General features: G+C 27.2%; 18 protein-coding genes and 2 tRNA genes. 10 read left to right on the forward strand and 10 right to left on the reverse strand.

All coding sequences use genetic code 11. The annotated features are described in order from the left end of the window. Positions 1-15: 15 nt before the first annotated feature. The 5 genes from dut to h2es_RS04025 all read left to right on the forward strand — a co-directional run bounded on the left by dut (position 16) and on the right by h2es_RS04025 (position 4,659). Positions 16-477, forward strand: a complete 462-nt coding sequence (gene dut, locus h2es_RS04005) for a dUTP diphosphatase (protein ID WP_154511635.1) — start codon at positions 16-18, stop codon at positions 475-477. Positions 478-480: 3 nt separating this feature from the next. After that, positions 481-1,140: a 7-carboxy-7-deazaguanine synthase QueE gene (locus tag h2es_RS04010; RefSeq protein ID WP_154511637.1), complete on the forward strand. Its 660-nt coding sequence runs from the start codon at positions 481-483 to the stop codon at positions 1,138-1,140. 143 nt (positions 1,141-1,283) lie between these two features. After that, positions 1,284-1,916: a LysE/ArgO family amino acid transporter gene (locus h2es_RS04015; protein WP_154511639.1), complete on the forward strand. Its 633-nt coding sequence runs from the start codon at positions 1,284-1,286 to the stop codon at positions 1,914-1,916. A 98-nt stretch (positions 1,917-2,014) separates the two neighbouring features. Next, a complete protein-coding gene (locus h2es_RS04020) occupies positions 2,015-3,391 on the forward strand; it encodes a sodium:solute symporter family protein (RefSeq protein ID WP_154511641.1) in 1,377 nt (458 codons plus the stop codon). Positions 3,392-3,750: 359 nt separating this feature from the next. Further along, positions 3,751-4,659, forward strand: coding sequence for a sensor histidine kinase (locus h2es_RS04025; RefSeq protein WP_126044449.1), 909 nt, complete (start codon positions 3,751-3,753; stop codon positions 4,657-4,659). A gap of 84 nt (positions 4,660-4,743) precedes the next feature. Here the strand turns inward: h2es_RS04025 and h2es_RS04030 are convergent. Together h2es_RS04030 and h2es_RS04035 are read right to left on the reverse strand one after the other, a co-directional pair. Continuing rightward, positions 4,744-4,818, reverse strand: a tRNA-Thr gene (locus h2es_RS04030). A gap of 4 nt (positions 4,819-4,822) precedes the next feature. Beyond that, positions 4,823-4,899 (reverse strand) — tRNA-Met (locus h2es_RS04035). Between the two features lie 140 nt (positions 4,900-5,039). Here h2es_RS04035 and h2es_RS04040 point away from each other — a divergent pair. Continuing rightward, on the forward strand, positions 5,040-5,735 hold the full coding sequence (locus h2es_RS04040) for a hypothetical protein (protein WP_154511643.1): 696 nt from the start codon (positions 5,040-5,042) through the stop codon (positions 5,733-5,735). A gap of 442 nt (positions 5,736-6,177) precedes the next feature. On the opposite strand, the gene h2es_RS04045 is transcribed toward h2es_RS04040, so the two are convergent. The 8 genes from h2es_RS04045 to h2es_RS04080 all read right to left on the reverse strand — a co-directional run bounded on the left by h2es_RS04045 (position 6,178) and on the right by h2es_RS04080 (position 10,699). Further along, positions 6,178-6,345, reverse strand: a complete 168-nt coding sequence (locus tag h2es_RS04045) for a hypothetical protein (protein ID WP_154511645.1) — start codon at positions 6,343-6,345, stop codon at positions 6,178-6,180. Between the two features lie 589 nt (positions 6,346-6,934). Continuing rightward, positions 6,935-7,345, reverse strand: coding sequence for a fluoride efflux transporter FluC (locus tag h2es_RS04050; protein WP_154511647.1), 411 nt, complete (start codon positions 7,343-7,345; stop codon positions 6,935-6,937). Positions 7,346-7,483: 138 nt separating this feature from the next. Next, entirely contained in the window at positions 7,484-8,458 is a 975-nt protein-coding gene (locus h2es_RS04055; RefSeq protein WP_154511649.1) for a DsbA family protein, read from the reverse strand. A gap of 94 nt (positions 8,459-8,552) precedes the next feature. Beyond that, positions 8,553-9,008 (reverse strand): DciA family protein, encoded by a 456-nt coding sequence (locus tag h2es_RS04060; RefSeq protein ID WP_154511651.1) that lies wholly within the window; start codon positions 9,006-9,008, stop codon positions 8,553-8,555. 14 nt (positions 9,009-9,022) lie between these two features. Then, the gene (gene rpsT, locus h2es_RS04065) at positions 9,023-9,307 is read right to left on the reverse strand and encodes a 30S ribosomal protein S20 (RefSeq protein WP_126044810.1); all 285 of its coding nucleotides are present in this window, start codon (positions 9,305-9,307) and stop codon (positions 9,023-9,025) included. Between the two features lie 13 nt (positions 9,308-9,320). Beyond that, complete coding sequence (gene rpsD / locus h2es_RS04070; RefSeq protein WP_326845003.1) at positions 9,321-9,938, reverse strand: 30S ribosomal protein S4; 618 nt, start codon at positions 9,936-9,938, stop codon at positions 9,321-9,323. Between the two features lie 93 nt (positions 9,939-10,031). Beyond that, positions 10,032-10,358 carry a cell division protein ZapA gene (gene zapA / locus h2es_RS04075; RefSeq protein ID WP_126044808.1) on the reverse strand — a complete coding sequence of 109 codons (327 nt, stop codon included), beginning with the start codon at positions 10,356-10,358 and terminating at the stop codon, positions 10,032-10,034. 2 nt (positions 10,359-10,360) lie between these two features. Continuing rightward, positions 10,361-10,699 (reverse strand): hypothetical protein, encoded by a 339-nt coding sequence (locus tag h2es_RS04080; protein ID WP_126044807.1) that lies wholly within the window; start codon positions 10,697-10,699, stop codon positions 10,361-10,363. A gap of 82 nt (positions 10,700-10,781) precedes the next feature. Between h2es_RS04080 and h2es_RS04085 the strand changes: the two genes are divergently transcribed. Genes h2es_RS04085 through h2es_RS04100 form a run of 4 tightly spaced genes read left to right on the forward strand, consistent with a single transcriptional unit; the run spans position 10,782 to position 13,564 of the window. Then, positions 10,782-11,009, forward strand: coding sequence for a Sec-independent protein translocase subunit TatA/TatB (locus tag h2es_RS04085; RefSeq protein WP_126044806.1), 228 nt, complete (start codon positions 10,782-10,784; stop codon positions 11,007-11,009). Continuing rightward, positions 10,984-11,745 (forward strand): twin-arginine translocase subunit TatC, encoded by a 762-nt coding sequence (gene tatC, locus h2es_RS04090; protein WP_205702328.1) that lies wholly within the window; start codon positions 10,984-10,986, stop codon positions 11,743-11,745. The genes h2es_RS04085 and tatC overlap by 26 nt, the downstream gene beginning before the upstream one ends. Positions 11,746-11,750: 5 nt before the next feature. Continuing rightward, on the forward strand, positions 11,751-13,028 hold the full coding sequence (gene serS / locus h2es_RS04095) for a serine--tRNA ligase (RefSeq protein ID WP_154511655.1): 1,278 nt from the start codon (positions 11,751-11,753) through the stop codon (positions 13,026-13,028). Continuing rightward, the gene (locus tag h2es_RS04100) at positions 13,025-13,564 is read left to right on the forward strand and encodes an RDD family protein (protein ID WP_154511657.1); all 540 of its coding nucleotides are present in this window, start codon (positions 13,025-13,027) and stop codon (positions 13,562-13,564) included. The genes serS and h2es_RS04100 overlap by 4 nt, the downstream gene beginning before the upstream one ends. Positions 13,565-13,831: the final 267 nt, after the last annotated feature.

The following is a 13,831-nucleotide window of genomic DNA, read 5'->3' on the forward strand; positions in this document are numbered from 1 at the left end:
AAAAATAATAAACTTATGAATAATATAAATATCTGTATAACAAAATTACCTAACTATAAAGATTTACCCTTACCTAAACATGCAACACAACAAAGTGCTGGAGTTGACCTAGTTGCAGCTATAGAAAATAATATATCAATAAAACCAGGGCAAATAGAATTAGTACCTGCAGGAATATCAATTGCAATACCAGAAGGGTTTGAAGGCCAAGTTCGTCCACGTTCTGGATTATCATTTAAACATGGAATCACTGTAATCAATGCTCCTGGAACTATTGATTCTGATTATAGAGGCGAAATCAAAGTCCCGCTTATAAATCTAGGCAACAAAAACTTTACAATTGAAAGAGGGATGCGCATAGCGCAATTAGTCATAGCTAAATATGAAAAAATTGAATGGAACTTAGTTTATCAATTACCTACGAATGATTCTAGAGGAGAGGCAGGATTTGGCTCTACAGGTCTTAAATCAAAATAAAATATGTTTGGTAAAAATGCAAAATTACCATTTGAAAAAGGAGATGGTAATAGCTTAAAAGTACACTCAATCTTTGAAACAATTCAAGGAGAAGGACCATATTGTGGACACCAAGCAATTTTCATCAGACTAAGTGGTTGCAATTTAGCATGCAAATTTTGCGACACTGATTTTGATGATTATGAATTATTATTAATTACTGATATTCTAAATAAAATTAAATCATTTAATCAAACAAACCCTCTCATTGTCATAACGGGTGGTGAGCCTTTTAGACAAAATATCTCTCCATTATGTAACCTTTTAATACAAAATAACTATAAAATACAAATTGAAACTAATGGCACTTTATATTCAGATATTCCAAAACAAGTAGAGTTAGTTTGCTCACCTAAAATATCCAATGGTAAATACTCACCCATTAGAGATGATATATTAAAACAAGCAATTGCAATAAAATTTCTTATATCAGGAAATAATAAAGACTACTCTGATATATCAGAAGTTGGCCAAACTAAACATAACATACCTGTTTATGTCCAGCCTATGGATGAGTATAATGATAAGATTAATCACAAAAATATTATTTTAGCTCAAAAAATTGCAAAAAAACATAAAGCTATACTATCTCTTCAAATTCATAAAATTTTAAATATTGATTAAAATAACAATAAGAAAATAAAGAGAAAATTATGAGCTATATTAATCATAAGCATATTGTGTAAATATATTATATTTGCAAAAAACCAATCATTCGTTTATATATACTTTGCATTAGTTTATTGATAAATTTAATATAAATAATAATGGAAGTATTTTTTGCAATAGCGCATGGAGCTATATTAACATTTGGGTTAATTATGCCACTTGGCATGCAAAATCTATTTATATTTAATCAAGGTGCTACACAACCAAGTTTAAAAATGGTTCTTCCTAGTATTATCACCGCGTCTCTCTGTGATACAACTCTCATCATTTTATCTATATTAGGAATTTCACTTCTAATCTTAAAGTTATCATGGTTAAAATTAACTTTATATATTTTGAGCTTTTTCTTCTTCATATATATTGGTTATGTTACATGGAGTAAAGCAGAAGTTAAATTATCATCAAAAAAGAAAGCCCTTTCAGCAAAAAAACAGATTTTATTTACAACTTCTGTCTCTATTTTTAATCCTCATGCGATTACAGATACTATTATGGTTATAGGTAGTAATTCTATACAATATCAAGGCTCTACAAAATTAGCATATACTGTAAGCTGCATAATTATTTCTTGGCTATGGTTTTATAGTTTAGCACTTGCAGGAAATAAATTACATAAATTAAGTAAGGCAGAATTTTGGATCAAATGTATTAATAAAGCTGCAGGGTTATTAATTTGGGCAATTGCAATTAATATAGGCTATAAAATAATTGAGGAAATAGGAATTATTTAAAACCATTTAATTACTATTTTAGTAATTAAATGTAATTTTTGCTTTTAATTTTATTTAGTACATGGTTAATATTTATATAAAATTGTTATGTACTAAAAATGGAAAAATTGCATATACTTGATTTATCAATAGTTGGAATTTATCTTCTTCTTTGTTTAGTAATAGGTCTTTATAAATCTACTAAAATCAAAACTATAAGAGAATATACAGTTGGTAGTGGCAATTTTCCTTTAATTGCCTTAGTTGCAACAAACTTTGCAACTTATATTAGTGCAAGAAGCACTATGGGAGATGTAGCAGAGATATTTCAAAGTGGGCTTATTTATGGTATCCCTGTACTTTTATGTTTTTTATCTTGGTTAATAACATCTAGGTTATACATCTCTAATATTTACCAATTTAAAAATTGTATATCTCTAAGTGAGATAATGTATAAGTTGTATGGCAAACTAGCTCTTCATATAACAAACTTTTGCTCTATTATTTTGAGCATAGGATTTATAACTACTCAAATGCTTGCAATTGGCTACTTATTTCAAGAATATTTCCAAATACAATATCATATAGGAGTTATGATAGGGTTTAGTATACTGACCTTTTATTCTGCTTTTGGTGGCATAAGAGGTGTTGTATTAACTGATATATTTCAATTTTTCATCTTTTTTTGTATTTTACCAATAGTTTGTGGTTTTTTATATTATGAGGTAGGAGGTTATTATAAAATTAAAGCATCGTTACCAAAATCTCATTTTGATTCATTTTTAATAAAAGACACTATAATATTATTTATCGGGTATATTTTTTATACAATAATACCTTTACATAGTGCACCATATATACAAAGACTATTAATGTCTAATAACCAAGAAAAATTAAAAAAAACATATAATATTTGTGCTTTTTTAACTCTAATATTTTCTATTTTAATACTTTTAATAGGGTTGATGATGCGTATTAAAACTCCTGAAATTGAACCCAATTTAGTATTTTATCATTTTATTAATAATTATTTACCTCCCATACTCAAAAGTATGATGTTAGTTGGTATATTAGCTATTATTATGTCTACAGCTGACTCTTGGTTAAATAATGCTAGCGCAATCATCGCACATGATATAGCAAAAAAAATAAACAGTAAGATTACTAATAAGCAACAAATAAAAATAGCAATAATATTTACTTTTTTGATAAGTTTATTATGTGTTATATGTGCATTTTTAGTAGATAGTATACTAAAGGCTATTTTTATGGTGTTTAATTTTTGGGTACCAATAATATTAGTACCTCTTACAGCTGGATTTCTAAAATTTAGGACTAACTCAACCTCATTTTTATACAGTGTTATAATGGCAATTTTATTATGTTTGTTAGGAAGGTATATATCTTCTGATTTTGGAGTTGTCAGCATGACAACAGGTACAATAGGTAGTGCTATAGGACTTTTTTGTAGCCATTATTTTAAAAAAAAAATATAAAAGCGCAAAAATGGTCATTTAATCCCATAAAATCACTAAAAACTTCCCTAGAAAAAAAAACGTTACTTTTTATAAAAATAAAAAAGCAAATAGAGAAAGGGGAGGCAGTTTATTTGCCATTTTGTTTTTTCATTATAATACTTAATATTCCTATCTTGGTAACAGGATATTATCCAGCAACTGACTATGTAAATATAGTTTCGCAATATTTAAGGTACACATCTCTATTTCTTGCATTTATTATTATAATACGCCCTTTATATACCGCTAAATACAATTTAAAGCTATGGTATTTTTCACTATTCATAACATTGCCATTTACAAATACATACCTATTTATTAGTAGTGGATATGATTTAATGTGGGGGTTATTATGTGTTTTATCAATGATCTTGCTTTTTATCTTTAGTAAATTTTTAATTGCAGTATTATTAATGATTTTAGGATTTTCTTGTAGTATTATTACTTATATATCTTTTACTAAATTAATTGGTTATGAAATAAAATTAGATAATCACATAAATAATATTTTTTATTCTACCTACTCAGTAGGAGTATTATTTTTAACAATAACCTATATTGTTTATCATAAGCTTAGAGAGGAAAAAACAAAGCAAAAAACACTGGAGATATTAGGGCGATCAATAGCACATAACCTTACTTTACCACTTTCTATAGGATTAATGAGTGCTGAGTTAATAGAAAAAGCTTTAGAGAATAATAACCTTGAGAATATAAAAAAATATACTAAAAATTTAAGAGAATGTAATAAACAAGCCATACATGACATTGATATAATGTTAAGTAGTATAAAAATTGACAATTTTGAAAAACCCAAAGATTGGAAGCAATATTCTGTTATAAAGTGTGTCAATGATGCATTGAATAAATATTATATGAATGAAGAACAACAGCAGCGAGTATCATTCTTAAATCGAAATACCCCAAAAAAAGATTTTGTTTTTACAGGTTCAAATACATTATTATGCCATGTAATATTTAATTTACTTAAAAACGCTTTCAAATATGCTGGGAATGAAGCAAAAATAGAGATATTTATTAATGACACCAATTTGCATATCAAGGATAATGGAAATGGCATGAATAAAAAATTGTTTGCAAAACTTTTTCAAAAATATGCAACAACAGAAGGATATGGAATAGGTTTAAATTTTTGTAAGGAAGCAATGCGTAAAATGGGTGGAGATATCATATGTAATAGCACCAAAGGCAAAGGTACTGAATTTATTTTAACTTTTGATCATTAAGGTAATTTCCCCACAAACAATATTTTAGTATTTGATTTATTTAAATATAATAAGGAAATACTTATATGACCAAAATAATAAGTATGGTGCCGCTAGTAAGAATCGAACCTACGACCTCTTCATTACCAATGAAGTGCACTGCCACTGTGCTATAGCGGCCAAATGGTAGCGAAGGAGGGACTCGAACCCCCGACACGCGGATTATGATTCCGCTGCTCTAACCAGCTGAGCTACTCCGCCCTATAAGACAAGAAAATATATAACACATTTAAATTCATTAGTTAATAATAATTTATTATATTAATACAAAATTTAAGTTTGACTAAAGCTAAATTTTATTGTTAGTATTTTACTTAAGTCAACATTAATGTGGGTATAAAATGAACCAAGATACAAACTTTACAGATCTTCAAGAGGATTTTACAAATGTTATTGATGGAATAGGAGAAATAAGTAATGGAATTGATAATTTCAAAAATACTTATGAAAAAATTATCGAAAATAACCCTATAGCATCTGACCTAAAAGATTCAGTAGGAACACTATCCGAAATTGCTACTGACATTAAAACTCAAAATTATGCAAAATTACTTGCTGATGGGATAAATTTAGGTAAGGAACTTTCTAAAGTTCCTGGAGATATAAAAGAATTCATTGATACAAAAGGTGGAGAAATTACACAAGATGCACTTGATATCAAAGATGATGTAATTAAATTAGTTGATGATTTAAAAGAGCAATTTGCAAAAATTTCTAAGGACATTCAAGCTGGAGGACTTCAAGGCTTTATTACTGCTATTCAAGATTTAGCAACTGCAGTTCATGAAGATTTATCAACTTTAAGTGATATTGGTCATAGTGCAGAAGATATGGTTTCTGTTCTAGAGTCCAAGGGAAATTCTCCAAAAACAAAAAATGGTATTGAAGAACAAGAAGCTCTGGATCAAGCTAAAGATATAGGATCTCACATGAGCGGCGCAAGTGATATGAAAGATGCAGGTGGCAAAGATGGGCAACAATCACCAAATACACCAGCAGTTGAAAATCAAGGACAAGGACAAGATATAGGAATATAAAACAAAGGTGCTTTATTTTATATATCAATAATTAATTAAAGCACCAATATTTTTTATAAATCTTTATGAGCTGTCTCTAAATCATTGAAACAGTCTAAAAGTTTAAGTTGCAATCAATTTCTTTAATACATTTATATTTACAATAAATATTCTTTATGCACTCCTCCAAATTATCGAATTCATTATTATAGTCTGAGCTATAATAGTCAAGCATTGTAAATTCACCAGCTGTTTTCAAAATCTTATGAGAGTTATTTCTATAAGCACCTATTAAACTTAAAACTTTATATCTAGTTTCATCATTAAATTTATAAGCTAAATCTGCATTATCTCTACCTAACTCTCTACTAGTGATCTAATTTGATAATTGTTATCATAATAAAATACGTATTCAACAAATATATTGTTGTTTAAATATCTTCATCACCTAAATTTTTAATACTCATAATTTATCTTCTTCATCAAATAAAATAGCTTTTGAATAATTATCTTCCTTTACTAATTTTAAACCCTCCACTTGATAATCATTAGCAAACTTTGTAGCTAAATGAGATTTAACTCTTCCTAAGGTTCTAATTGCTTTTTTATAAATCAAATTATCATTTGACATATTGTTCCTCCAAGTATGATTTTAAAACTATATAAAACCATAAATTGTATAATTTTCAATACATTAGTGAAATTTCTTCAGTTTACTCTCTTGGCAATCTATAAATGCTATACCTTAACCTGAGCTGCAGATAAGAAGCAAGAAATTTACAGCAAATCTTATAATCATGAAGCGTATTATTACTGGATTGCCACGGATGCTATTGCATCCTCGCAATGACTATTGCTATATATGTTCATCATGAAGGAGGAATGTTCGCACTACACACAGTCATCACGAGGGAGGGACGCTAGTCTCGACTGTGGTGATCCAGAATTGTTGTCGCATTTATATTTATTGATGCTTTACTGGATTGCCACATAAATCAAGGATTTATTCGCAATGACAAGTCTCTAGAGCTGGATTGCCACGGATACTATTGCATCCTCGCAATGATTATATCGTTGTTCTTAACTGTACCAAATATTGCTTTATAGTGGCTTCTAGCCCTTTATAGAGCAATTGTTATCGCAACTCGGGTTATGCCTTATGGTCAAAAAACTTAATGTTAATTTCTAATTTACAGCTTGGTAGGGTTAAATTAAATTCATCATATGATTATATATCGAGCTAAAAGAATACCAAAAAAGCATCCAACTAAACATATAATAACGCTTAGTAAAATATATAGGGAAAAATAATATAAATAGTCATTGTGAAGAAGGTTTACTGCTTCAAGTGCAAATGAAGAAAAAGTTGTAAAGCCTCCTAAAAAACCAATAATAACAAAATGCTTTAATTCTGTGTTATAATTTGGAAATTTAGTAAGAAGTAAATGCGAAACAAAACCTATTACTGTTGAACCAATAACATTAATAATTAGCGTAGGATATGGATATATTGCAATAAATTTGCTACTCGGTAATTTAGTAGAAAAAGTAATAATTAAATATTCTGATAAAATAAATCTTGATATACCACCTAACCCAGCACCAAAAAAAACAAAAAAGATTTTATACAAAATATTATAGAAAGAGTAATTTTACTTATTACTTATCATACATGATATAGTAATTATACTCAATTACATTATAATAAAAAAGCTTACGAAAATAACTTAGTAAATCTCGCAAGCTTAGTATCCAATTAACTAATGATATTAATTTTGATTATTATTATTCGTATTAACTACATTATTTGGATCTTTTTTATTATTATCGTTATCAGAGTTATTTTCATCAATTACCTCAGAATTTGTGTCTGATTCATTATCATCTTTTTGAACATTAGATGATTCATCATTCACATCTCCCTCTTCATTAGAACCTAAAACTGATATTAATTGGTTATAATTAATATAACCTGGTATCAATTCATCATTAACAATCAAAGTAGGTGTAGATCTAAAGCCAATTAACTTAGCAGCATCAAAATTCTCATCAATTATACGTTTAATTGATGGGTTATTTTCAATTTGCTTAAATAATTTACTAGAATCTATATTTAATGACTTAGATATATTAGCTACTTTCTGATTAAGACTTAGATTGCTTGTATCATCCATCAATGCAAAATGGAATTCTAAAAACTTATCAGGGTATATTTTATTAACAACAAGAGCTAACATACTAGCCTTCATAGATTGCTCACCTAATATTGGTAACTCTTTAAAGACTATGTACACATCTTCTTTACTGTCTATTACCTGCTTAATAACATCAGACATTTTTTTACAATAGCCACAATTATAATCATAAAACGTAACTATTGTATTTTTAGACCTTGGATCACCATATTTTGGATCATTTTTATTATTAAGTAACTGATCTTTATGATCAATAATTACCTGTTGTATTTTTTGCTTATGAGCATTCTGCTGCTTATTTACGTGTGATTCAAGTGCATTAATAATTATATCCGGGTTTTCATTAAGCTCTTCTTCTATAATTCCCTTAACCTCTTTTTTAGTCATTGGCTCGGAATCTTTCGCTTCTTTTTGTGGATCTTTACTCATAGCAGTAGGTTGATTAACCTCTTGCTCTTTTTGACCATTTTTAGAATTTTTATAAAAAGAATACCCTAAAAATGCAACTAATAAAATTAGCAATAATAAAAAAATATTTTTTGTTTTCATGATAATTTATAAATTTTTACTTATGAAAATGCATTATTGCATGAATTTTTTTTAAATGTAAATAAAATTTATAAATAATATGTAAAAATATAATTTATTGTTTTAAGTTCTTTGCGATTCTTAACAAAATATCTCTAATTTCATTATCTGTATTACTATTTATTGAGGATATAACACCTTTATCTTTGCCAAATGAATTGTTTAAAAATAAATCTCTCCTATCGCCCTCATAATCTTTATTTTTAGAACCTTTGTTTTTCAAGCCTATAATCTTAATTTTTGATATGTAATCAATGCCTAAATACCTAGAAATTCTTTCGATAATTTTTGGAATCATCATTTGTATTTCAAGAACGTTGCAATGATTATTAATAGTTACTGTTAAAATATTGCCATTATTTTTATGGAATTTAATATCATGAGGAAATACTTTGCCTTTTAAATTTGCACCTATTATAAAATCCCAGTCTTTAAATAACTTATAATATAATAATTTTTTTTCTTTTATGAGTGGTCTAATTAAATTATCAACATGTACTCTCAACCACATAATTAATAATACAATTATGCTTTTGCAGCAGTTGAAATATCTAAGGATTTTACTTTTTTCGCTAATCTACTAACCTTTCTAGATGCAGTATTTAATTTTAAAACTTTTTTTGTTACTGATTTCATTATAACAGATTCTACTTGACTTAAAGTAGATTTAGCTTTTTCAAAATCTTTTGATTCTACTAACTGCTCAAGTTTTTTTGTAAAAGTTTTTATCTTGCTTTTTGTTGATTTATTTCTTAACGCTCTTTTTAAAGATTGTTTGTGAGCTTTTATTGCTGATTTATGTTGTGCCATATATATTATCTAACTATCTTGAATAAAATTCTACTACTAAACTAGGTTCCATTTGAATAGGATAAGGAACTTCAGATAAAGCTGGCATTTTAAGAAAAGTAGCCTGTAACTTAGAATTATCAGCTTTTATATATTCTGGAACATCTCTATCATTCCTTTCTTTAGCTTCAAGAACTATTACTAGCTTTTTTGAAGCTTCCTTAACCTCAACTACATCATTAATTTTTAAAACATAGCTTGGTATATTTACAACTTTTCCATTAACCTTAACATGCTTATGAGTTATAAATTGTCTTGATGAAAACATTGTTGAAACAAATTTTGATCTATAGACAAACGCATCTAATCTTGATTCTAATAATCCTATTAAATTTTCACCTGTATCACCTTTTCTACGACTAGCTTCTTTGTAAATAGATTTAAATTGCCTTTCTCTAATATCTCCGTAATATTTTTTTAATTTTTGCTTAGCAATTAATTGAGTACCATATTCAGTTGTTTTTTTATACCCTGTAACACCATGTACTCCAGGAGGATAATTTTTTTTATGGCATGGATCTTTTTCAGAACCCCACAAGGCAGCACCAATTCTACGGCTAATGCCATATTTCCTATTTAATCTTTTTGACACTATTATTAAATTAAATTTAAATTATTAGCCAAATATAATATAAAAAGCTTGTAAGTCAATCATTTATCAGCATTTTATTATTTAAAATAATGACTATTTTGAATTTTTTAAAAGTATTGTTATTTTATTAATTTGATCAGCGACTAATTGATAACTATCAGATATTAATTTTTTTTCATTATCCACTTGATCAAAAAAACTAGCTTTTAAATCTTTTAAACTTTTTTCTAGCACTTGTATTTCATTTATTAATTGTAAAGATACAACTAATAAAGCTTTTGCATCTGAAATGTTATTATTATTTTTCTTTATATCATTTATAGCTGAATTAAGCTTTTCACTTAAAATAATTAATTCATCACGATTTTCACAATGTAATTTTGTTTGAATATTTCCAACTTTTAATTCTACTTCTTGCATAACTAATTTGTTTTTTTACTTATAATACTTTTTAGTTGATTTATAGAAATATCAATATCTTCACTAACATCCTCATTAATAAGCTTTTCCTCTAAAGATAAATTTTTGCCAAGTTTACTAATTAAATTTTGATTTTGGATATCTTTACTATTTTGTTTATTTTTTATTGCAGAATTTTCTAAATTAGCAATTTCATCTTGAAGTTGAGCATTTTTAATACTTAATTCCGTTATTTTTTTCTCTAGACGCTTAATTTCTTCAATCTTGTTAATTACTACATCATGTAAGTCGTTTAAAGCCAATCTTATTTTATCATCCATAAATTTAGCAGTTTGTTGCATGAAAATATGTTATATAGTAACATCAATCAAATTCATTAAAAAATACGCTACCTAAAATAACATATCAAGAAATTTTATCATAATGTTAGATATATCATTATCAGAATTATTAATAGTATTAATTGTTGGAGTACTAGTTTTAAAACCTAACGATTTTATTAAAATAATTCATAAATTCAAAATGTTTTATAAAGATTTTAAAAATAATAGTAAAAATGAATATGACTTTTTAGAAAATAAATATTTTGACTATTTAAATCAAGATACAAATATCAAAAAACCTAATGAAGATGAAGATAAAGAAAAATAAAATAAATTTAAAGACCTATACCTTAGAAGAGCACTTAATTGAATTTAAAAATAGATTTCTAAAAATATTTTTTTCATTCATTATTTTTACTATTATAACATTTCAATTTAGTTGGGAAATATTTAATATTCTTGCATTGCCTCTTACAAAAATTTCTAATAATTCCAAAAATTTTCACTTTATATACACTAAACTTACCGAAGGATTTATGACAGAGTTAAAAATATCTTTTATCTCTAGCTTATTTCTAACCTCACCTATTATTTTTTTTCAACTTTATAAATTTCTTGAACCAGGGCTTTATAAAAATGAAAAAAAAGCATTAGTACCATATGTATTTTTTCCTCCTGTATTATTTATGACAGGTATATTAATAGTATATTTTATTGTAATGCCAATAACGTGGAGATTTTTTATTGGATTTCAAAATTTAGATATAAAAAATGGTGTAACAATAATTCTTGAGGCAAAAATAAGTGAATATATTGATTTAATATTAGAATTATTTATAGGTTTTGGTTTAGCATTTCAATTGCCAATTTTACTAATAATGCTTACAAAATTGGACATAATAAACTACACTCAATTAAAAAAATTTAGAAGGTATGCAATAGTATTAATTTTTATTTTAGCTGCTATACTAACTCCTCCAGATATATTTAGCCAATTGATACTTGCACTACCCCTTGTGTTGTTATATGAAATTTCTATAATGCTATGTAAAAAAATAAAATAAACATTATGCACGATATTAAATTTATAAGAGAAAATAGTGAATTATTTGACGAAGGCATAAAAAAAATGGGAATACGCCCCTGCTCTGAAGAAATATTATTTATAGACAACATTGTAAGAAACAATAAAACAAAAATACAACACTTACAGCATGAAAAAAAAGAAATAGCAAAACAAATATCTTCTTTAAGACCTAATGATGAAAATTTTAATTTATTAAAAGAAAAAGGTTATGAAATAAAACATAAGTTAAATATCTTAGAAGAACAAAAAAATGAGGCATTGGAAAAATTAAATAAATTACTTACTACTTTGCCTAACATACCAGAAAAAGACGTACCTTATGGCGAATGCGAAGATGATAATAAAATCATAAAGACTGTTGGGATACCTAAAAATTTTGATTTCAAACCCAAATCTCATTATGATATAGGTGAAAAATTAGGAATAATGGATTTTGAAACTGCAACAAAAATCTCAGGATCTAGATTTGTTATTCTGAAAAAAGATTTAGTAAGGCTTGAAAGAGCACTCGCAACATTTATGTTAGATGTGCATGTTAGAGAATTTGGATTTGAAGAAGTATTTCCTCCAGCTTTAGTACTTGAAGAAACTATGTTTAAAGCTGGGCAATTACCAAAATTTGATGAAGACTCTTTCAAAACTAGCAACGGTTATAGACTGATTCCAACTTCTGAAGTTCCTCTTGTTTGTATGCATACTAATGAAATTATAGCAGAACATGAACTACCTTTAAGACACGTAAGCTACACTCAATGTTTTAGATCAGAGGCAGGCAGCGCTGGAAGAGATACTAAGGGGATGATAAGACAACATCAATTTTCAAAAGTAGAATTAATTAGCATAGTAAAACCTGAAGAATCAAAAAATGAATTAGAAAGATTAACAAATGCTGCTGAGTCAATATTAAAGAAATTAGATTTACCATATAGAGTATCATTATTATGCACCCAAGATATTGGATTTTGCTCTCAAAAAACTTATGATCTAGAAGTTTGGTTACCTTATGAAAAAAGATATAGAGAAATTTCTAGCTGCTCAAATTGTGGATCTTTCCAAGCAAGAAGAATGAAAGCAAGATATAAATCTCTTAAAGATGATAATAATCATTTTGTCCACACTTTAAATGGTTCAGGGTTGGCAATTGGAAGAACAATAATAGCGATTATTGAAAATTATCAAAACTCAGATGGCAGCATATCAATACCAGAAAAATTACAACCCTTTATGCAAAACCAAAAATTAATTGAAATATCAAAATGACTAAAGCTTCAAAAATAAGTACACAATACAACTATGCTACGTTAAATAGAAAAATAATTGCATTTGGAATTGACATTGTAATAATAACTTTTGTGCTCTCTCCAATCATGAATTTATTAACTATGATTCTTTTTGGATTTGATAATAATTCTTTTATTGAGTTTGACAAAAATTTACAACAAGCTCAAAACATGTCTTTTACATCAATATTTGATTCATTATTAATTACAGTTAGTAATCTTAGATATATATTTATGCAATTTATCATGCTTTGCTGTGTGATACTATATTTCCTATTTTTTTGGGCTAAAATGGGTGCATCTATAGGAAAGTTAATTATGCAATGTAAAATATTAGATGCTGATAGCTATAAACCAATAACTATGAGACAGTCTATAAAAAGAATGATAGGACACATTTTCAATTTGTTAACATTAGGAATTGGCTTATTCATGGCTGATTACACTAAAAGAAAACAAGGATTACACGATAAATTTGCCAATACAATTGTTGTTGTAAGAAAAAAAGATAGGTGAAATTTATAAATCTTAATCCTAGTTGCAGATAAGAATTGCTCTATAAAAAGCTAAAAGCGACCATACAGGAATATTTAATACAGTTCGGAACAACGATATAGTCATTGCGAGCGAAGGCAGTAGCCGTAGTGTGGCAATCCAGAAATGCATCAACAAACGTAAATAAAGCAACATTCCTGGATCACCACGCCACTTTCGTGGCTCGTGATGACTGTGCACAGTGTAAACGTCCCTACTTCGTGATGACTGCGAGATACACTGTACTTT

Source organism: Rickettsiales endosymbiont of Trichoplax sp. H2, from assembly GCF_009690945.1.
In the GTDB taxonomy this organism is placed as follows: Bacteria; Pseudomonadota; Alphaproteobacteria; order Rickettsiales; family Midichloriaceae; genus Aquirickettsia; species Aquirickettsia rohweri.

Coding starts and splice junctions, on each gene's coding strand:
- dut (WP_154511635.1), top strand. CDS start 16: ATGAATAATATAAATATCTGTATAACAAAATTACCTAACTATAAAGAT.
- h2es_RS04010 (WP_154511637.1), top strand. CDS start 481: ATGTTTGGTAAAAATGCAAAATTACCATTTGAAAAAGGAGATGGTAAT.
- h2es_RS04015 (WP_154511639.1), top strand. CDS start 1,284: ATGGAAGTATTTTTTGCAATAGCGCATGGAGCTATATTAACATTTGGG.
- h2es_RS04020 (WP_154511641.1), top strand. CDS start 2,015: ATGGAAAAATTGCATATACTTGATTTATCAATAGTTGGAATTTATCTT.
- h2es_RS04025 (WP_126044449.1), top strand. CDS start 3,751: ATGTGGGGGTTATTATGTGTTTTATCAATGATCTTGCTTTTTATCTTT.
- h2es_RS04040 (WP_154511643.1), top strand. CDS start 5,040: ATGAACCAAGATACAAACTTTACAGATCTTCAAGAGGATTTTACAAAT.
- h2es_RS04045 (WP_154511645.1), bottom strand. CDS start 6,345: ATGTCAAATGATAATTTGATTTATAAAAAAGCAATTAGAACCTTAGGA.
- h2es_RS04055 (WP_154511649.1), bottom strand. CDS start 8,458: ATGAAAACAAAAAATATTTTTTTATTATTGCTAATTTTATTAGTTGCA.
- h2es_RS04060 (WP_154511651.1), bottom strand. CDS start 9,008: ATGTGGTTGAGAGTACATGTTGATAATTTAATTAGACCACTCATAAAA.
- rpsT (WP_126044810.1), bottom strand. CDS start 9,307: ATGGCACAACATAAATCAGCAATAAAAGCTCACAAACAATCTTTAAAA.
- zapA (WP_126044808.1), bottom strand. CDS start 10,358: ATGCAAGAAGTAGAATTAAAAGTTGGAAATATTCAAACAAAATTACAT.
- h2es_RS04080 (WP_126044807.1), bottom strand. CDS start 10,699: ATGCAACAAACTGCTAAATTTATGGATGATAAAATAAGATTGGCTTTA.
- h2es_RS04085 (WP_126044806.1), top strand. CDS start 10,782: ATGTTAGATATATCATTATCAGAATTATTAATAGTATTAATTGTTGGA.
- tatC (WP_205702328.1), top strand. CDS start 10,984: ATGAAGATGAAGATAAAGAAAAATAAAATAAATTTAAAGACCTATACC.
- serS (WP_154511655.1), top strand. CDS start 11,751: ATGCACGATATTAAATTTATAAGAGAAAATAGTGAATTATTTGACGAA.
- h2es_RS04100 (WP_154511657.1), top strand. CDS start 13,025: ATGACTAAAGCTTCAAAAATAAGTACACAATACAACTATGCTACGTTA.